The organism is Spiribacter vilamensis, from assembly GCF_004217415.1.
Classification (GTDB): domain Bacteria; phylum Pseudomonadota; class Gammaproteobacteria; order Nitrococcales; family Nitrococcaceae; genus Spiribacter; species Spiribacter vilamensis.
Genome location: NZ_SHLI01000001.1, coordinates 1,876,931 through 1,896,130, shown reverse-complemented (window position 1 = coordinate 1,896,130; position 19,200 = coordinate 1,876,931). Strand labels below are relative to the sequence as shown.

The window sequence follows — 19,200 nt, the reverse complement described above, 5'->3', positions numbered from 1 at the left end:
TATCTAGAGTACACCTGTGCCGTCCAACCTACCCATGGCACTCCCTATCCCTCTGCACCTGTCCAACCGTACAACGTACAGACTCAGCAACATCAGCATTTCCCGTCGGTCCTCGCTCGTTCAATCCGATCTCTACCAGCTCTACTCATCTTATCTCGTACCGCCCGGTTACGCGGGGGACTCAGTGAACATGCACTCCGTATTGCACCGGGACACGGCCAGCTCCAAACTGCGTCGCCGAGGTTTAGCACAACCATATAAAGATAGCCGATTGAACCGAAGAGTTGAATATACTGGAATTCAAGCCTTCCCAAAAAAGTGCAACACTAATTAGCACCTACCGAAACAGAATCATCAGCTTCCCCTGCGCAACGGCCATCAGCCCTATGAGTCAACGTAGTTGTCGCCTCAACGCAACTAGCAGGTGACAACCATGAAGCACTACTCGACAGAGCGTAAGGAATCGGTCCTGCGCAAGCTCGCACCCCCGATGAATCGAACAGTCCCCGAAGTCGCACAGGTAGAAGGGATCTCCATGGCGACCTTGTACAATTGGCGCAAACAGGCCCGCGAGGGAGGACAGGTTTTGCCATCACGAGGATCGACTCCGGAGGGCTGGAGCAGCGAGGAGAAATTCCGCGTCGTGCTCGAGACCGCGCCGATGAGCGAGGCGGAGTTCAGCGCCTACTGCCGTGAATAGGGGCTCTATCCCGAGCAGGTCGAGGCCTGGCGGGAGAGCTGCATGCACGCCAACGCCAATGCCGCCGAACAGTACAAGCGCTCACGCCAGGAACACAAGGCCGAGCAAAAGCGCATGAAGCAGCTCCAGCGCGAGCTCAGGCGTAAGGACAGGGCCCTGGCAGAAACGGCAGCGTTGCTGACGTTATCAAAAAAAGCCGGGGCGATCTGGGGCCGCAACGACGAGGACGAATGACCAGCCTCCCAGATCGCCAAAACACCGTCGCCCTGGTCGAACAGGCCCAGCGTGACGGTGCTCGGCTGGCCAGGGCCTGCGACATCGTGGGCGTGAGCGTAAGGACCTATCAGCGTTGGAGCACGCCGCAGGGGACGTGCGCCGATGCCCGTCCCGATGCCAGGCGCCCAGTGCCGCATAATAAACTCTCTGAAGTAGAGCGTGCTGTGATCATCACTCTGTGCAACCAGCCCCATTACCGCAGCCGACCACCGGCGTACATCGTTGCCGATCAGGCCGACGAGGGCTGCTATATCGCCTCGGAATCGACGTTCTACCGCGTGCTGCGCGACCACGACCAGAACCATCACCGTGGCCGCGACAAGGCGCCTGAAGGCCGACGGGCGCCCACAACCCACCGGGCGGATGCACCCAACCAGCTTTGGTCCTGGGACGTGTCATGGCTCCCCGGGCCGATCTGCGGTGCCTGGTGGTACCTGTACCTGATCGTCGATGTGTTCAGCCGCAAGATCGTCGGCCATGAGGTCTATGCGGCCGAGACTGGGGAGCTTGCCAGCGAACTCGTCGAAAAAGCCCACTGGCGTGAGCATCTGGCTTTGAGAGACAAGCCGCTGATCCTGCACTCCGATAACGGCAGTCCCATGAAGGCGGCGACCTTCCTGCAAAAGCTCTATGACCTCGGGATCACGCCGTCGCGCAGCCGGCCTCGCGTGAGCAACGACAACGCCTACTCCGAGGCGCTGTTCCGAACGCTGAAGTACCGCCCCGGGTTCCCGGCCAAGGGCTTCGCGAACCTCGAGCAGGCGCGCGAATGGGTGCTCGGCTTTGTCCACTGGTACAACACCGAGCATCGCCACAGCGCGCTCAACTACGTCACACCCGACCAGCGCCACAGCGGCGAGGCAACGTCGATCCTGGCCAATCGCCGGGCAACGTACGAGCAGGCGCGTAACGCTCACCCTGAACGCTGGCCCGGTGCCATCCGCAACTTCGGGCTACCCGACGCCGTGGATCTAAACCCGGAGAAAGCGTCTCACTGTTAAAGAACTCGTGATCTTTTTTAGCGACATCTACCTTGAAAGACAGCGTCAGTCCTCCGATGATACCGGACCGACACTGAAAGCTGCCGCTCCCATCTTGATCGCAACGTTTTTGGTTTCCTTCTACGGTTTAGAAGGCACATCGGGAAACTTAGCTGCCACTACATAACGCATTCAGATTGGAGCCTTCCACCTGTAAGTCATATAGCAGTGGAAGCAGAGACAGCCAAATTGAAGACCACAACATATAGAAAATAAGCATACGTGTCTTACGTTTTCGTTCCAGACATGCTATTCTTTAGTTCACATCAAGAATAGATTGAGTTTTTTCCCAATCTCTTCCGCACTTAGCATATACAAAATCAATCGAACTTTGATCAAGATCGATTGATCTTCCCTGGTTGACTTTACGATATGCAGAAGAAACACCGATCTTCTTGGATGCATTTATCAACCAGGGCGCGCTATATTTCACTGACGAGAAAATTTTTCTACGTAATTTTTCTAGACAATAGAAACGAGGGTTAACACCGGCGCTTACAACGTTTTCGGCGTCACCAACAATCACATCACTTGAAACCCCTAAGAATCGCCATAACTTCGACAGAACCTCAGAGGTTTTTTTTTCGCAGGCAGCTTGAGAAACCACATAGACCGAGCTTGCCCCGAATGCAGAACGATAAGAAGCCAGCCCTTCGAAGTAAAAAGAATTTGAAATAACTTTTGGATGCTTATCTACGATCTGTTTGAGTTTGCTTTCATCTATCACCCCTTCCATAGGTGGTAAGTCTCCATCCCTGATTAGGTGCTTAATATGACTAAGCACCCTCCCCGCCGGCTCCCTGACTACCGCTATGATCTTGACCTCACCCAGAGCTTCCCTGATTTTGGCCGCACTTTCTGGGAAGTAAATGTAGTTTGATGCAAACTCTCCGCGGCATTGGTAACCTCCGGCATTATCAAAAAAACTCAAATACCAAGCGATCCCTTTCTTCTCGTGATCTACAAAATAGCGCAGCTCCTTAGGTGAGCTCATAAAGACATTAGGATGTGAACGTAGACATTCTGACAACCAAGTACTCGCGCATTTTTGCCCGCCTATTCCGACAAAATTGGGCTTTACAGTCATAATATTCACATCCGATATCGAATATATTTACGGACTCTGTCAAAAGCCCACATCAAGTTCCTTGATAAACGATACCAATAGCCTGCCTTTCCCCGTCCTTCTTGCGCTTGTAAGTAATCCAACAACTCGCCACAAGGAACAAACCAACCTCCCCTCGAAGACAAGTCATCAATCCTGCGTTTAAACTCTGGATCTAAACGGCCGCAATCGTCGACGAACCCACTTGCAAAGTGCGTGTAAATGATGCATGCACCGCCTTCGTTTTCTAACCTGTCCAGGTTACCTGGAACTAAAAGATCGTTAAATAGATTAACATTATGCCCATCCGATGAGCTAAACCAGAAGTTTACATAAGGCTTGCTTGGGTCGCCCCAAGGCATTCGGGGATCACAGGCTAGCGTGTTTATTTGGCAAAAGGTTAGATTGCGTACATATTTTAACTTCTTTTTCGCAACGTCTCCCCAAAAAAGTTTAGATGTTGGATTATCTCCACCTGCGGGAACCGGAGATCTCTTCTTTAGCCAATACGCAACTCTATATAACGCGCTAATAGGCCAGACGAAACGCCGATCCCACCAATATAAGTTGTCAGGATTTGAAACATGGTTACAATGGATTTTTGGAGCAGTACCGATTTTTTGCTCAAATTCCTTCAAGCCACGAATAATCTCATCTCTCGTGAAAGCTCCATCACCCACATTGTGAAGCCCAATCTCAAACCCTTGACTTTGGAGGTTCTTCACCCATTTCAGGTAATCAGTTTCTTGCAGGGACTGGCCTCCATAATCACCTCTGGGAGGGAAACACCAAACTGATTTTGTAGTAAATATACTCTTTTCGTATAAATAATCGTATACAGGCTTAGTGTTAGTGACAGTAGAGTTGTCAGTGTCGTCAAAAATCGTAAAGGCAAACTTGGCGCCCGCAGGCCAATTGATACTCCTACTCATCTAATACTCCTCAGACAGGGTGGAAGTTATGTGGGTAGAAGTTTCCCCTTCACCGTAAATATTACGCTTATCTCGATTCTCTTTTCTTCCTATGTCACGCTCCACAACATTCCGAAGGAGCAGGGCAATATCAGCACTCCCCGGCGGCGCCAGCTCGTTCCAGCCCATCTCGACCAGCTCTACCCACTCCGTCTCGTCCCGCAACGTCACGCACGGCACCCCATGGAAATAAGCCTCTTTCTGTACGCCGCCGGAGTCAGTGGCGATGACCGCGGCATTGCTCTCCAAGGCCACCATGTCGAGATAGCCGACCGGCTCGATGAGTCGGATATGCTGGGGCTCGAACCCTTCCCGAGCCATGGCAGCGCGGGTCCGCGGATGCAGGGGTAGAACCACCGGCCGTTCCTGCGCGGCGGCTTCCAGTCCCGTCATGATAGCGCCCAGGCGTTCCGGATCGTCGGTGTTCTCAGCCCGATGAATAGTGGCCAGGACGTATTCCCCTTTGTTCAGGCCATGCTCGTTCAGGATGGCGCTGCGCTCGGCCGCCCGCTCGGCGTAGAAGAGCGCGGCATCGAACATGACGTCCCCCACTTGGGCGATGCGGCTTTCGGACACGCCCTCCCGGCGCAGGTTATCGCTCGCGGTGTCCGTGGGAGTGAACAGGATATCCGCGAGCTGATCCGTGAGGATCCGGTTCAGCTCCTCTGGCATGCGCCGGTTGAACGATCGCAGCCCGGCCTCGACATGGGCCACCGGGATATGCAGCTTGGCCGCAGCGAGGGCTCCAGCCAGGGTGGAGTTGGTATCGCCGTAGACCAGCACCCAGTCCGGGGCTTCCTTCTCGAGGAGTTCCTCCAGCCGCTCCAGCATGCGCCCGGTCATGGCGCCGTGACCGCCACCACTCACGCCCAGGTGATAATCCGGGGCCGGAATGCCCAGCTCGTCGAAGAAGACATCCGACATGTTGGCGTCGAAGTGCTGACCTGTATGGACCAGGACTTCGGCAAGGCCCTCTTTTGCGTGGATAGCGCGGGAGACAGAGGCAGCCTTGATGAATTGCGGGCGGGCACCTATAACAGTCAATATCCGTTGCATCCTACCTCTCGTACCCCTCAATGGTGGCCTTGTAGACCCCTTGCATCGTTTCAATGCAGGCGGGCCAGCTATAATTTTGATTAACGTGCGTTTGGGCAGCGGCCCCCATACGGGTACGTAGTTCCGGATACTGCACCAACCGCAAAATTGCCTCTGCTGCGGCGCCAGGATCTTCTCGCGGGACCACGAACCCTGTTTTCCCTTCCAGCGTCACCTCGGGCAGTCCTCCGGCATCAGACACCACTACGGGAAGGCCGGCAGCGCCTGCTTCAATGATCGCTACGCCAAAGCTCTCCATCCGGCTTAGGGCCACATAGACATCCAATTTTTCCAGCTCTTGTGGTACCTCCCCATGCGGTACCCGCCCCACAAATGTCGTTGCCGCAGCGATCCCAAGGCCCTTTGCAAGGACCTGAAGTTCCTCGGCCTGAGGACCGTCACCCACAAGACGAAGCCGTAAACGGTCAGCCAGGGCGCTGCCTTCCGACTGCAGCCGTTCCCGCACCGCTGCAAAGGCCCGTAGCAACGTATCGATGCCGTATTTCGGCGCCATGGACTTGACCGTCCCCACAATCACCTCTTGGCCTTCCCCACTTTCGTCACCTTTCCTCGGGGAAACACTCAGAAACGCCTCCCTATCCACACCAAACGGCGTGATCGCGATCTCGCCAAGATCGCGTGCCAGAAAACGGGTCCGCTCGGCCATGCAATGGCTAGTAGACGCAACAGCATCCGCTGCGCGGAGATTTTGCCGAACCAGCCAGCGATGCAACGGGGTTTTGTCCGGAAAGTCGTAAACGTCACTTCCCCATACGGACAATAACCAAGGACGATAGCCAACTAGACGGGCAGTCGTCCCGTAACCACTCGCATAGTGGGCATTAACAAGGTCCGGCTGGATCTCGCGAAGGAGCCTTCTTACTCCCGGGACCATCGTGCAATAACCCGGTACACCCCGAGCAGGGAATTCGTGAACGTGCACGGACGCGCCAACCGGCTCAAGCAATGGATGCTGCGTAATGAGATGCACCTCAACACCGGCTTCGTCCAGGCCGTTCGCCCAGCGAATGGTGTGAATGGATGACCCGCCTGCAAGGAGAGCGACTTTCATCCTGCCAACTCATCAATGACCTGTCGCGCTCGCACTTGCCAGGTATGGTCCTCTGCAATGGAACTAGCCCTCCGCGCCACTTTCTCAATTCTTTCAGGCTGGGTTAGCAGATTTTCTAACAGGTTTTGCAAAGCGTTATCTTCGTAGGGAATCGTCCATCCAACAGCATTCTCCTCGACGAATCGACCGGCGAGCGTGCCTTGAGAGGCGATTATGGGTTTCCGGTGGCCAAGGTATTCATACAACTTAACGGGCGCGGCAAATTCCCGATACTCTTGTGGACGCACGAAGAGAACCGCCAGATCGGCCGCTCGCAGATAGCCCTCCATCGCCTCACCGGATTCGTGAATTATCTGGATATTTGCAGGTAAAGGAGGGTATTCGTTGCCCACTGCTTGCCACTCGGCCTCGCGCGTACACACGGTCAATTCGACCCCAGCGATCCGAGAAACAACCTCGAAGAGCACGTGCATCTGGTAGTGGCTCGACATGCCGCCAACGTAGAATAGCCGCAAGGGACCTTCGCCAGACAACCGCTCCGAAACGTCTAATTCGTTCGAACTTGAAATACTACCGTGGCCCGGCGGTAGCGCCGTAAACCGATCCGGGTTTACAAGGGGAACATACTTCCCCATCTCTACTGAAGGTAAGTAAAGCCGAGCCACCGTTTTCTGATAAGCGTATAGATCGACCCAGTAAAAGGCTCTTGCCATCAGAATTTTGAGGGCGTTAACCCCCTCACCATAGTTATCAAACCGCCAGTATATATCACGGTAAAACAAGCCTATTGGAATGCCATGACGCCTGCAGAAGGAAAGAAACGCGAAATCCATGAACGGCCGCAGCGGCAGGTGGTGGCGATCCGTGAGTGCCGTCGGCATGGTTGAGCTTTCCGAATACACCAGGTCATACTGAGTGCCCGCCCTAACGTTTTTTTTAATTTCCTTGATTGTACGGCTTCGCTCCGTGCTGTAACCGGTCACCAAATCAACCTGATAGCCAGAATCGCGGAATGCTTTAAGCATGCAGAGGGGGCGGATTCCGCTGGCTGACTTCGCCTGCTCGTTCAGTGGAAGTGGATGATGGAACAATATTCTCATAAATTACGCATCATTCTGCGTTTGTGGCCAAACTGATTCCCCGTAATCCTTGACACCCATGGCATAACAAACACTCAAAACCCTCCGAACAGATTCAGTGTCCAAGTCTTTTCGCCATCTGCCTATCTTGCTTTCCAAATCATCAAGCGTTGACCACGCGTGAGTGGTAGAACTTGGTCGCCCCAGTATCTGTTCCAGATTTTCAGGTGGCTTTGTCCAACCCCATGACTCAAAGGCTGGAGCCAAGGCCTCAGAACCCTTCAAAACCACATCTTCGTAGAAGACGATATTGACCCGGGAACTATTAGCCTTCGCGGCAACAACATCAGCTGCCCAGGTCATTGCCAGCCTCTCCTCCAAGGGAGCTTTGCTATCCACTACATCCGATAAATGTGGGTATTTCAAAACAAGATTATCATCAATATGTGGATGATCTTCCCAAGATCCCATATGCATCTGTGACGAAATTACTGCACAGGGGTGCCGTATTATAATAAGAGGCTTAGGTAACTCAAACTTCTCAGAAATTAATGCAACAACTCCATTCCCTCGAACAAATTTTATGATTAAGCGTCCGTTCGTGAACAAATGAAAAATATTTGAAGGTTTTTCACGAAGCCTTAGCAGATGACTGTTAGCCTGTTGTGCATTTACTAACGTATGAAAGAAATTTTTTTGATCAGAAGTTACGGAATTGTCGTCCAGAAAAGGGCGTTTCGAGAATCCCAAGTTTAGTTTTGAGATATTTCCTCCTTGCAAAGGCTCCCACAAACTTCTATATCTTCCAATAGCATTCCCTATGCTTTCAGCTATCCACGTCGTCCCCCCCCGTGGAGAACCACTTATTAGCAAAGCATTCTCATTCCTATACGGGTAAATTCGATTACCTATGCAAGACGCCATTTGCAAGAGAGGGGCCGTCGTTCGTTTTAATATTGTCATTCGTTGGCGTTCTCCGCTCGGCAGACTTGCTTGGGACTCTAACAAATTAATTTATTTCAGAAGTATGCTTTTGCTCGCGATTCCACGATATCTAAAGAATACGGCTTGAAAAATTACCTTGTACACATACACGTATTGCGTCAGACACTGTTCGAAAATATTCACAAAACCCAAAACAACAAGGAAAAAAGAGCTTAAATTTGTAAAATGGCTTTAGTGCTCATTAGTTGTCGGGTACCGGATGATTCTATAGCCCCAAGGAGCTATCTTTTGTCGGTGGCACGAGAGGTGCTGACCACACTGGCACAGGTGCGAATGAATGAACATCCGGCTGCACGCGAACGCGACGACAACACCGAAGACCCGGGCCTACATCCAGGCCTCGTCCAAGGGCATCCAGGAGCTGGCAAACGAGCTTCGGATCTCGGTGAACACGGTTCACCATTGGCGCGGCCGTGACGATGTCCATGATCGCTCGCACACGCGAAAGAACCTGCTCGCGAGCCTCTCTGAAGCCCAGGAGGCGATTGTGGTTGAGCTGCGACGGACGCTGCGGCGCCCGCTTGATGATCTGCTGGCGGTGACGCGCGAGTTCATCCACCCCGCGCTCAGTCGCTCGGCGCTGGATCGCTGTCTGCGTCGCAACGGCGTCGCTCGACTGGCCGATCTCGCGCCCGCCGAGCCCTGCGAGGCGGTGAAGGCAAAGCCGTTCAAGGCCTACGAGCCCGGCTACATTCATATCGACTACAAGTACCTCCCGCAGATGCCCGATGAGTCCGGGCGCCGGTATCTATTCGTGGCCATCGATCGCGCCACGCGTTGGGTGTACGTGGAGATTAAAGCGCACAAGGATGCCCGGTCGGCCACGGCATTTCTCAAGGCTGTCCGCGCCCGGGCGCCGTTCCGGATCCGCAAGCTGCTTACGGACAACGACAAGGCCTTCACCGATCGGCTCCATCACAAGCGCCGGCAGCCAACCCAGCGGCATGTCTTTGACCGGCTGTGCGAGCGCGAGGGCATCGAGCATCGCCTCTCACCGGTGCGCCATCCGCAGACCAACGGCATGGTCGAGCGATTCAACGGCCGAATCAGCGAAGTGCTCGCCACCCACCGCTTTGACTCCCGAGACGATCTGGGGACCACGATCAAGCGCTACAGCCATCTGTATAACCACCACATACCGCAGAAAGCGCTGGGGCAACGAACGCCCATTCAGGCGATGAAGGACTGGCAACAGAGCCACCCTCAGCTATTCACGAGACAAGTTAGAAATCATGCGGGACCTGACACTTAGATCGCATCATGTAAGCTGTAAGCGATAAAACTTTTAGTAATAGGTAACGGTTTTTCCAGCGAATCAAAGGAAAGCTGCGCGAATCTCAGGCACCGACCATGCCGGCCAACCACTGCATCGCCGATGCAAGCGGCTCTCGATACAGCCAGACCATCACTGCCACAGCAGTCACAAGCGGCAACAGACTGAGCCAATAGAAGCCCCGAAGCCAACGGCGGAGACGCTGTTCATCGCCGTCGAGACGCGTGTTCATCCGTTCGACTTCTTCGCGCAGCTCGTCGGGAAAGCCATCGCGCTAGCCTCTAATTGCATCCAGCGTCAGCGCTTTTGCATGAGTGACCCGTTCCAGCTGGGCCTGCTGACTGCGAACAGCCCCGGCCAGCAGGAAAGAGCCAACGCCAACCCCGACAAGCAGCAGCAGCCGCTCAGCCAGCCCTGGCGTTTTCACCAGAGCAACCACCGCGATCATGGAAATGGGAACGTTTAGTATCTTGCCAGCGATATTTGTTATGACCGCGGAGAGCCGCGCGGCGATATCCAGCTCGGCGTTGGAGACCTCCCGCCGCGCCTTGTGGAAGTCAAAGCCGCTGAGGTAGGTAACCAGATCCTGCTGGTAGGCCCGCGTGAAGACGTCCCAGTCCCGAACCAGCCGCCCGAATGCGCGCTCTGGCGGGCATCCCCAAGGTTGCGCAGTGTGAGTGTGCCCTGCTCGTGGTCGTAACGGACCTGAGCAGCCGGGTCTGTTCCCAGTGCACCGCGCTCCAGGGCCAGCTTCCAGGACGGGCTCTCGCCGGTGATGGGTGTATGGCGCTTCAGTGTCGGCCCATGAACGGGAAACTCCGGTGGGACCTGGACCTCCTCGCTATTAAGGCGCGTGACGAACCGCTCCACGATCTCGTCGGCTGAGTCCGCCATCGCCGTGGGAATATGCTGCTGGACGAGGTGCGCCACCTCCGAAACCCTTACCGGCCCCTGGTCATCACGCTTGTCGTGCAGATAGTCCAAAAGCCTCTGCTCGAAGGCATCCCGGTTCGGCGTGAGTTGTGGTGTCTCCCGAAAGAGCTTCTTACTCCCCCGTAGCAGGTTGTCTGTGGAGCGGCTCGCCGCCGTGCCTGCCGTGCAGCCCAGCGCCGATACGAAGTAGCCTGCCGTTTCCCTGGCCGTACGGAGGCTGACAAAGCTGAGGTAGCGGATCTCCTGGCGCTCGTCCGCCTCGGCCGCCTGGTAGTCGGCGAACTTGGCGAAATTGATCCGCGCCCCTTGGTGAACCCGGTCGAGGTCGAGGGCCATCAGCTCCTCCGGCTGGGGCGCCTCGGTCAGAGTCAGCCCGGGCCGCGCCTTGACCATTGCCACCAGGAATTGACGTCCTCCCGAGCCCTTGTAGTCGGCGAAGACCATGTAGCCGCCACTAGCCGAGGACAGCTGGCTGGCCTGCTGATACAGGCGGTCCATGGCGGCACGGGAGAGTGCAAGGAACTCGTCTGCATCCGGTATCGCCTGTTCGGCGTAATGCTGGAAGGCGTCGGGGAAGGTGCCGCGCCCAGAGCCTTCGTCGAAAACACCATACTGCGCAGTGTTGTAGCGCGTTCCGTAGACGGCGAGCAGGCTGTCGATTAGCTTCTGGACGTACTCATTGCCTCGGTCGAGCACCGCATCCCGCATCTGAGATGGCTGGATCGGTTGGTGCTGCTCCTTGACCAGGCGATGGACAACAACGTTGTGGCTTGTGACTGGCATTCGTTCCCTGTCAGGCGATCAGGCGACGAGCCGTCGATAGAAGCGTTTGTCCGCCGCTGAATCCAGGTGCGAGTTATGCCAGAGCAGCGAAAAGTCTCCCCCAAACTGGTAGCAGATCTCTCGATACCGCTCCATCAGCGCCAAAGCCTCGTTGCTATAACCCAGCGCCATGTACCGATCGGCAATCACCGAGCACTCCATGACGATCAAGGGCCGCTCCCGTAGCCGGAGCCCACGCCTTTCCTCCAGGTCGTAGAGTGGATATTCGCGGCAGGTACCACAGCGAAAGCCCGGGCGGTCGGCATAGCTCAGAGTGCTGTCGTAGTCGAGGCTGTTCTCGTCCCACAGGCGCGCCGTGGTCGGTGTCTCCCAGCGTAGGAAGTGCTGACGTCCCCCGATCTGCGCCTGCTCGATACCTTCATCGGCCATCACTCGGCGAAGCGTCTCGACCGACTGGGCCATGGCCTCCGGATGCCGATAGGTGTTGTACCCCGGGTGCAGGCCGATCTCGTGGCCCCGCGCATGGATCTCCCGAAACAGCGAGCGTATGCGCGGGTCGTCGAGGCTGACCGGCTTGTCGAACCGGGGATCAGTCTTCTCGGCGATGAAGTAGAAGCCAACCGACCGGCCCACCTGCTCGTTCACATCCATGATGAACTCAAGACCGTTGCGGTGCGGGTCCAGGCGGTGATCGCCCCTCCGCGCGAGCCAGGAACCGACCACCGTCCGCGCTGCACCGCCCGGCGAGCCTCGCTTCAACAGATCGCCGCCAGCCCGGCGGACCATCCTCCGCACCGACCCATCGAAGCAGAAAGGACTATCCACATCGCAGGTGACCCGGGTACGGGGCTCCCGTTTCGAGCGCCCTAGGTCGGGCCAGAGAGTGCGCATCGCCTCCCAAAGGATCTCCACGTACTCATCGACGATGGGTCGCTCCAGGAACCCCTCCTGATAAGCCAGCGAAGCCCACGCCGGGAAACGGTCGTGCTCGTCCGGGTCCTGCACCACCAGCTCTTCATAGCGGCTCAGCATGAAGAAAGCGGAACCGAAAATGTCGATGGGAAGCCGTAGGTTGTTCTGGGATCGCTGGATGCCGGGCTGAGCCTCCCCGTAGATGACCGGGACAATTTGCTCCACAACCGTCACCGCCTCTCCCAGCTGCCTCACATCCCATCGCGGAAGGGGCCGAGACGGCAGGGAGCCGATCGTCAGCCAGGCCTCCTCCGAAGTGTTGAGGAGAGTATCGGGGAGAAGCAGCTCCCCTTGCTGGCCCGCGACGGTAATTCGGACATCCCGCCGCTCCGCGGACTTTCGGGTCCAGAACTGCCCCAGGAACTCCCCCAACAGGACGTTTAGGATGTAGTCCCGCTCGGGGACATGGGTATCCGGGGTCTCGACGATCAGCATCAGCAACCCTTGCGAAGTAGATTTCGGCCGCACTCGGCCAGGCGCAGGATCCGGGAATCCGTTCGCTGGACGCGGAAGTACGGGGTCTGGGCCGCCCCAAAGGCGCGAAAGAAGCGCTCCACTGGTTCCAGCATGGAGCCCTCAAAGTCATAACGGCCAACGTGCTCAGCCGCCTTTTGAATAGCGGACCAGACACACAAACTCCCGGCCCCGCTTTGCCGAAGCTCCGGATCGTAGCCATTCAGAAGCTGGTAGGCCCTGTTGCCTTCCCAGACGATATAGGTCCCGGCATGCAGCTGACCCTCGCCGTCTTCCCCAAGCACAATAGCCCTTTTACCCTGTTCTGAAGCAACCCGATCAACGCGATACAGGAACTCTTCTGCAAACGGGAGCTGTTTTCCCTGACGATCAAAGGTCTTTCGAAGAACCGGAAACAGTTCGCCAATATCGTCCGCAAAACGGACCTGAACTCCAAACCGATTGGATGCTTTTCGAATATTCCCCCGTATATCCTTCTGTACACCCTGCCAAAGTGCATCGGGATCAGAAATATCTGGAAGAACATAAGTATAACGCGTCGTTTGCTCGAAACCCTTCCAGTAAAACGGTAACCAGTTCGTCCGCGCCCAATCCCAGTTCTGTCTATAAAGGGCAAATTCCGGCAGCCCATCCGCAAGAGCGCCGAGAACATCCTTCTCCATCGCCAAAGCCTTGGCGTACTTGGCCTCGCTGGTTCGCATCCATGGTCCAAGGGTCTGGGTCAACGGAGGTTGGGTAAAAAATGTCATACCCCAGCGAGAGTTGCAAAAGTACGGAAGGGCCCCGACCACCTCCTCGCCCCGCAACGCGAGGACCACGCTCCATTGCTCCGGGCCAACTACCGCATCCAGCCACCATGCTTGGGAAAACAGTGGAATCGTTGGCTGCTCCTCACAAAGAACACGGTACCGATCTGTCGACTCCACGATACTGATATTCACCAAAACTCCAATATTTTTTGCTATGCCGCTAATCAAGAAGCCAAACCCAAATTTAAAGATTGGAATACATCAAGGGAGCGACGCACACCAATCTCTATTCTAGAAGTAGCGTTTAACTAGTGAAACAACACTTCTAATTTCTTCACTACTCATTCTTTGGTGTATCGGAACATCCATCCAACACGTAGTTACTTCTTCTGCATTTGGGCATGATTGGTGAGTTGCACCTTCTATCAACTTTGGCCAGTTAAAGTTGCCTGCCCGAACCCCTTGCAATTTCAATTCGCTAGATATCATAGCCAATTTTTCTGAGCTGGGAACAAACATCTTTTGTTTAAGCCAAGCTGGGTGAACAACAGAACTCCCAACTGACCAAGTTGGTTGAGGACAAAGAGACGCGAAAAGGCACGCGTTATTATTGCGGATTGAACGAACGTCCGAATAACTCTCAAGGCACAAGGACCCAAGCTCGGCCTGAATGCGACCAAATGAATTTTGATTTTTAGAAACTGGCAGTCGGGTCATTTTATTTAAAAGCCGCGAGAAATCACGGGAGACCTTGTTTTTGCCCTGTGGAATGGACGAGCGTCTCGCCTCCATAGTTTTGACAAACTTATCAAGCGAGGAAATCTCGACGTCAAGGTCTGGAGGAACATGCTCATCAACTAGAAAGTCTTCACAACGAAACCTGCCTAGAGAATTTACCACACCTAAACCACCCCAACCGAGGGAGATCGGCTTATCATAGTTGAAACTAAATATCGCTGCATCACCCCAAGTTCCAACTTGATGCTCCCCTACATAGCCTCCTAGGGTATGGGCACAATCCTCAATTAATATTATTTCTCTTTCTCTGCAGAAGTCACGAATTTCCCTTAAATCGACCGGTACACCATAATAGTGTGTAACGATGATAACCCCAATTTCCGGTGTGACAGCCTCTTCGACGGCTTGCCAATCAAAAGATCCCGGCTCAGGGGAAAAGTCATACGTCTTAAGTGTGCAACCGGATTCCTCCACTGCATCCTGTACCCGTCTGCAGTTGAAGGCCGGAGCCATAACTCCAGTTGTATTATCTTTTCTCGTGACCAGCAGCGTTTCTAACGCCGAATGTCCACTAGGGAAACAACGGGCAATGCTTTCCGGCGTGCCAAGGAATCCCAAAAATTCTTCTAAAAACCGCACGATTGATTTTTCGTTAGCGTTTTTCTGCGCTCTACGGATCGTATCCCATGACCAAAATTCTTCCACGGTATCAATGTTTTTCGGCATATTTTTTGACCTCGGCATAGAGCTCCGCATCTATCGTTATGGAATTGCGACGAGGAAAGGGCTTTGGCGGCGGATTGAGCCTCTCAATTTGACACTCATTATCTTTAAAGAACTGTTCGAGCCTATCCATCTCTTTCGCTGGGTCGTCACAAAGATCTTCGTACTTGAGAAAAAAGCACTTCGACGGCTTTACATCACTCAAGCTTAGATCTTGATTAATCGTCGCGTAAATTCGTCTTACTTGCTCTACAACTTGCTCTGGAGCAGGTAGCTTCTCAAGCTGTTCGATTGAAGGTGGTTCCATTGACCACCACTTGCCATAATCCTTATGAACCTTTTGCCTAACGTCTAGTAAAGAATGCGCATTATCAATTTCATCCCGATGGACAACTATATAAAGAGATTCCGGTATAAACTTTTCAATGGGCTGGATTCGCAACGCCGCGTGTGGATTTTTAAACACAACAGGACGCTCGAATGCATCTATTAATGATTTAACCGACCTCCGAAAACGATGCATTTTACGTTTATTTGCGCCTTTTAAATCTACGTACCTAGGATGGCGTCGAAAGAATCTATACCACCATTGGCCGCACTCCGCAGGTTCGTACGCCGAATTTGTTCGCCCGTGAATCGAATGAAAACCTGACCGTGGCCGTTCGGCCGTAGGGTGGAAAAATTTCTCCGCTATCGCTGGGGCACCGAAATACTTACAGTGCTGATTGCTTATATACCCAACGTCAAAAACATCAGTTATGACCTGCATAGCTAAAGTGGTACCAGATCTTGGAGCGCCGAGAAAAAATACTGGCGGAAATAAAAGAGAATCTTGATACTTCCAAAAAAGAACACTTTCCAGCGGCGAGAGAACCCCCCGCCCAAATAATTGCAACGTCTTGGTTTTGGCTTTTTTAAAAACCCGCATTTTCCACCTTCTACTCCATCAAGAATCACAACCCCGTGCTTCAATCATCTTACGCTTACCCTATTTATAATAGGACACTGCGTTCCGCTTAAAATTTCTTAATATTCGACGAAAAGAGAGTGGATATCGATCGTCTTCTCGATCTCGTAATAGAGATGCTGTTCCCAACAGCTCTTTATCATTCCATAACAACTCCGCATATCCCCGAGTCGAACTTTGTGTTTTATTGGACTCTTGCATAGGAAATTCTAGACCGTTCGTCTGAACAAATTCTGACCACCTTGCCCAACATACCGCTCGCCGTTCGTTGTATTTATCGAAATCAGCATTAAGGACAGCAGAGCGGGCCCCATCGTTGCTAATTGTATCGCTAGAGGTAACAGGCATACAAAAGTAATCAACAATCTCTCTCGATCTTATGTCCCACGGAACAAGAACGGTTGGCACTCCTTGCGTTAAGCCACAGATTGCCCCATGCAACCTTCCTGATAACAAAGCCGTCTGCGCCCCAAGCGCCTCATACCATTTATCGTATTTCTCAGGAAAATAGGAATTTTTTGAGATGGCGGCTCTTAATTTTTCGCGAATCTCTCTTTTTGAACCCCCTATGTTGCGATGAATGTTATTTGTTATTCGTTGTCCGTTACCGCCCAGAAATAACTCCTCATCTATGGAATCCTGACCAATCAAAAAATGATCGCTTAACTCGTTTATAAGATTTGCCGCGATCTTCCAATGAAAAGGAACTGCGATGTCGGTTGCCCCTTCGATTCTTGGTGTTTGTATTTCGCTTGAAAAACGCGAATACATTGTTGGGCAACCGACAGGAACCACGTTGTTAAAGCCTTGGCGATGTAAGTACAGCGCAGACGCTGCTCCCCTCACTCCTATCCACTGATTATCTGCTGAACATAAATCAAGAAGGTCAATTAGACTTTTATGAATTTTTTGTGCGCCCGTCGCACCGGCGTCAAGACCGCCGGATAAAAACACTGTTTTTAGATCTAATTGTTTCAGAAAGCCCACTAATTTGCTGACATCGCGAGAAGGACCGAGATGACTGGCTAGTGAAACAACGCATACGTCATACTTATTTTGAAGTTCTGAGATATCGACATCCAACATGAAGTCAATATATTCCGCGTTAAACATGGACACAATTGAACGTGTTATAAATGATGCGCCCATGTTTGTAGAACGCATAGCTGCCCGGTGAGCAGTCACAGCTGTAGACACAGGCGATGAGTAATAATCCGGCGTTAAGCCTACTACTAAAACGTTCATTGGTAGCGCTGACCTCTGATTTAACGAAACAGCATCTTGATCTTGCCCGGTAACAGTGGACACTCGATTACGCCACTGTCCGGGCCTCGAATGCCTCAGGGCTGAGGCATCCAAGGGCAGAATGGCGACGGGTTCGGTTTGATCTTGCCCAGCAACAGTGGACACTCGATTAAGTCGCTATCGATGCCTCGAACACATCGGGGCTGATGTATCCGAGGGCAGAGTAGCGACGGGTTCGGTCGCACTCGATTTCGATGGTTTCGAAAAGCCGTCGGCGTAGTGCTTCCGTATGCATCAGCGGCTCTCCATGGATGCTTTCGATCTTCAGGCTATGGAAGAAGCTCTCCACCACGGCATTGTCGTAGCAGTTGCCCCGCCCGCTCATGCTGGCAAGCAGCCCGTAACGGCGGATTAGATTCCGATGCTGCCAGCCACAGTAAACACTGCCTCGGTCCGTGTGCATGATCACGCCGCGAGGCTCTCCACGTCGGGCGATCGCCGCCTGAAGCGCCGTACAGGCCAGGTCAGCGTCGATCCGAGTGCTGGTCGACCAGCCAATGACCTTGCGGGTGCAAAGATCCAGCACGACGGCCAGGTACAGCCAGCCCTGCGTGGTGCGCAGCTACGTAATATCGCCCGCCCACTTCTCGTCCGGACGCTCTGCACTGAAGTTCTGGTCAAGTCGATTGGGCGCGACGCCGAGGCAGTGGTTCGAGTCTGTTGTGCGTTGGAAGCGCTTAGCCGCTTTGGCCCGCAGGCCCTGCCGCCGCATACTCTCCGCCACCGTCTTACGGTTCATGGCCATGCCCTCAGCCTCCAGTTCCCTGGCAAGGCGAGGTGATCCATAGCGGCGCTTCTTGGCCTCGAAGATCTCGACCACTTTCGCATCCCGTCTAACCCTGGCCTCTTCCCGCTGCGAGCCTTGTTCGACCCGACGCAGTCACGCGTAATAGCCACTGCGTGAAACGCTCAGGACCGTGCACTGACGGGCAATGCTGTGGATTGATCGGTGCTGATGGATGGCGGCGTACTTCAGTCCAGCTTCTTCGCAAAGTACGCCGCTGTTTTTCCCAGGATCTCGACCTCTTCGGTCTTCTCGGCGAGCTGCCGTTTTAGCCGGGCGTTCTCCTCGCGGAGCTGGCGCTCGCAGTCACTGACGGACTTCTCATGTGCGGCCTTCGCCCGCCGCTGATAGATCTGTGTGGCGTGCAGGCCGAGCTCACTGGCTGCGGCTGCAACATGGATTCGCTCGGCGAGCGACAGGGCCTCGGCATGATACTCTGCGCCGTAGCGGGCCTTCTTGCGCTTGGGCATGTCGTTGGCTGCTGTTGCCATGGTTCACCTCCAGTCTACAAGTTACTGAGGTGTCCACTGCAGGTGGGAAAGATCATCTCGCAAGAAAGGGGTTTAAATGTTCAACTTACCTTTGCAGGCCTCAAGTTAGAGACCTTGATAGTCACCTAGTTGTTTAACCACAATAGCAGGAACACCAGCAAGCAGCTGGTTACCTTCAGGAAAGGATTTTGTAACGACAGCTCCAGCGGCCACCACTGTGTGCTCTCCCAAGAAAACCCCAGGCAAAATGACGCATTTAGTCGCCAGCCAAGAATTTTTCCCAATGAGAATTGGTTTTTCCGGCACATATACATGATAATCACTCACGTCATGATTCATTGATATGATTGCTACAAAGGGACCAATCCAAACATTCGAGCCAAAAACAATTCCGTTTCTACCGTCGATATGACATCCAGCAGAGAGACCAGGGGTTCTTGTTCCTCTTACAATGTTCTGCGGTTTCGTTACTTTTGAGGTTGGATGTACAGGCCAAGGCACATCTCCATTAATACGGAGAATCTTCTGCAAGAACCAATGCTTTATAACAATATACGCGGAGTGCTCATTCCCTTCTTTTAAATATTTAGGCCAAAGAACAAAAATAATTTTACCGAGGGCCTGATTAAAAAGTGCAAATTTCATTCGGCCACTCCGTTGTAACT

General features: G+C 53.7%; 16 protein-coding genes and 2 pseudogenes. 2 read left to right on the top strand and 16 right to left on the bottom strand.

The window, feature by feature from the left end; genetic code table 11:
• Positions 1-433: 433 nt before the first annotated feature.
• Positions 434-1,977 (top strand): annotated as a pseudogene (locus tag EV698_RS09480) (IS3 family transposase).
• Between the two features lie 295 nt (positions 1,978-2,272).
• On the opposite strand, the gene EV698_RS09475 reads toward EV698_RS09480, so the two are convergent.
• From EV698_RS09475 to EV698_RS09450, 6 genes are read right to left on the bottom strand one after another with little or no spacing between them, the layout of a single operon-like run.
• Positions 2,273-3,103 carry a hypothetical protein gene (locus EV698_RS09475; protein ID WP_130503828.1) on the bottom strand — a complete coding sequence of 277 codons (831 nt, stop codon included), beginning with the start codon at positions 3,101-3,103 and terminating at the stop codon, positions 2,273-2,275.
• 5 nt (positions 3,104-3,108) lie between these two features.
• Positions 3,109-4,053 (bottom strand): hypothetical protein, encoded by a 945-nt coding sequence (locus tag EV698_RS09470; RefSeq protein ID WP_130503827.1) that lies wholly within the window; start codon positions 4,051-4,053, stop codon positions 3,109-3,111.
• Entirely contained in the window at positions 4,054-5,136 is a 1,083-nt protein-coding gene (gene wecB, locus EV698_RS09465; protein ID WP_275395077.1) for a non-hydrolyzing UDP-N-acetylglucosamine 2-epimerase, read from the bottom strand.
• A 13-nt stretch (positions 5,137-5,149) separates the two neighbouring features.
• Positions 5,150-6,259 (bottom strand): glycosyltransferase, encoded by a 1,110-nt coding sequence (locus EV698_RS09460; protein ID WP_130503825.1) that lies wholly within the window; start codon positions 6,257-6,259, stop codon positions 5,150-5,152.
• Positions 6,256-7,359 carry a glycosyltransferase gene (locus tag EV698_RS09455; protein ID WP_130503824.1) on the bottom strand — a complete coding sequence of 368 codons (1,104 nt, stop codon included), beginning with the start codon at positions 7,357-7,359 and terminating at the stop codon, positions 6,256-6,258. The genes EV698_RS09460 and EV698_RS09455 overlap by 4 nt, the downstream gene beginning before the upstream one ends.
• Before the next feature lie 3 nt (positions 7,360-7,362).
• Positions 7,363-8,301, bottom strand: a complete 939-nt coding sequence (locus tag EV698_RS09450) for a hypothetical protein (protein WP_130503823.1) — start codon at positions 8,299-8,301, stop codon at positions 7,363-7,365.
• A gap of 319 nt (positions 8,302-8,620) precedes the next feature.
• On the opposite strand from EV698_RS09450, the gene EV698_RS09445 reads away from it, so the two are divergent.
• Complete coding sequence (locus EV698_RS09445; protein ID WP_130503822.1) at positions 8,621-9,595, top strand: IS481 family transposase; 975 nt, start codon at positions 8,621-8,623, stop codon at positions 9,593-9,595.
• Between the two features lie 85 nt (positions 9,596-9,680).
• On the opposite strand, the gene EV698_RS10335 is transcribed toward EV698_RS09445, so the two are convergent.
• The 10 genes and pseudogenes from EV698_RS10335 to EV698_RS09405 form a co-directional block, all read right to left on the bottom strand.
• On the bottom strand, positions 9,681-9,848 hold the full coding sequence (locus tag EV698_RS10335) for a hypothetical protein (RefSeq protein WP_165385769.1): 168 nt from the start codon (positions 9,846-9,848) through the stop codon (positions 9,681-9,683).
• Positions 9,849-9,890: 42 nt separating this feature from the next.
• On the bottom strand, positions 9,891-10,043 hold the full coding sequence (locus EV698_RS10330) for a hypothetical protein (protein ID WP_165385768.1): 153 nt from the start codon (positions 10,041-10,043) through the stop codon (positions 9,891-9,893).
• Between the two features lie 59 nt (positions 10,044-10,102).
• Complete coding sequence (locus EV698_RS09440) at positions 10,103-11,332, bottom strand: nucleoid-associated protein (protein WP_130503821.1); 1,230 nt, start codon at positions 11,330-11,332, stop codon at positions 10,103-10,105.
• Between the two features lie 18 nt (positions 11,333-11,350).
• Positions 11,351-12,739, bottom strand: a complete 1,389-nt coding sequence (locus EV698_RS09435; protein ID WP_239016256.1) for a polysaccharide deacetylase family protein — start codon at positions 12,737-12,739, stop codon at positions 11,351-11,353.
• Positions 12,739-13,719: a GNAT family N-acetyltransferase gene (locus EV698_RS09430; RefSeq protein WP_239016255.1), complete on the bottom strand. Its 981-nt coding sequence runs from the start codon at positions 13,717-13,719 to the stop codon at positions 12,739-12,741. The genes EV698_RS09435 and EV698_RS09430 overlap by 1 nt, the downstream gene beginning before the upstream one ends.
• Positions 13,720-13,818: 99 nt before the next feature.
• Complete coding sequence (locus EV698_RS09425) at positions 13,819-14,991, bottom strand: DegT/DnrJ/EryC1/StrS family aminotransferase (protein WP_165385767.1); 1,173 nt, start codon at positions 14,989-14,991, stop codon at positions 13,819-13,821.
• Positions 14,975-15,916, bottom strand: a complete 942-nt coding sequence (locus tag EV698_RS09420) for a sulfotransferase (protein WP_130503819.1) — start codon at positions 15,914-15,916, stop codon at positions 14,975-14,977. The genes EV698_RS09425 and EV698_RS09420 overlap by 17 nt, the downstream gene beginning before the upstream one ends.
• Before the next feature lie 60 nt (positions 15,917-15,976).
• On the bottom strand, positions 15,977-17,263 hold the full coding sequence (locus tag EV698_RS09415; protein ID WP_130503818.1) for a polysaccharide pyruvyl transferase family protein: 1,287 nt from the start codon (positions 17,261-17,263) through the stop codon (positions 15,977-15,979).
• Between the two features lie 106 nt (positions 17,264-17,369).
• A pseudogene (locus EV698_RS09410) lies at positions 17,370-18,535 on the bottom strand (IS3 family transposase).
• A 105-nt stretch (positions 18,536-18,640) separates the two neighbouring features.
• A complete protein-coding gene (locus tag EV698_RS09405; RefSeq protein WP_130503817.1) occupies positions 18,641-19,180 on the bottom strand; it encodes an acyltransferase in 540 nt (179 codons plus the stop codon).
• Positions 19,181-19,200: the final 20 nt, after the last annotated feature.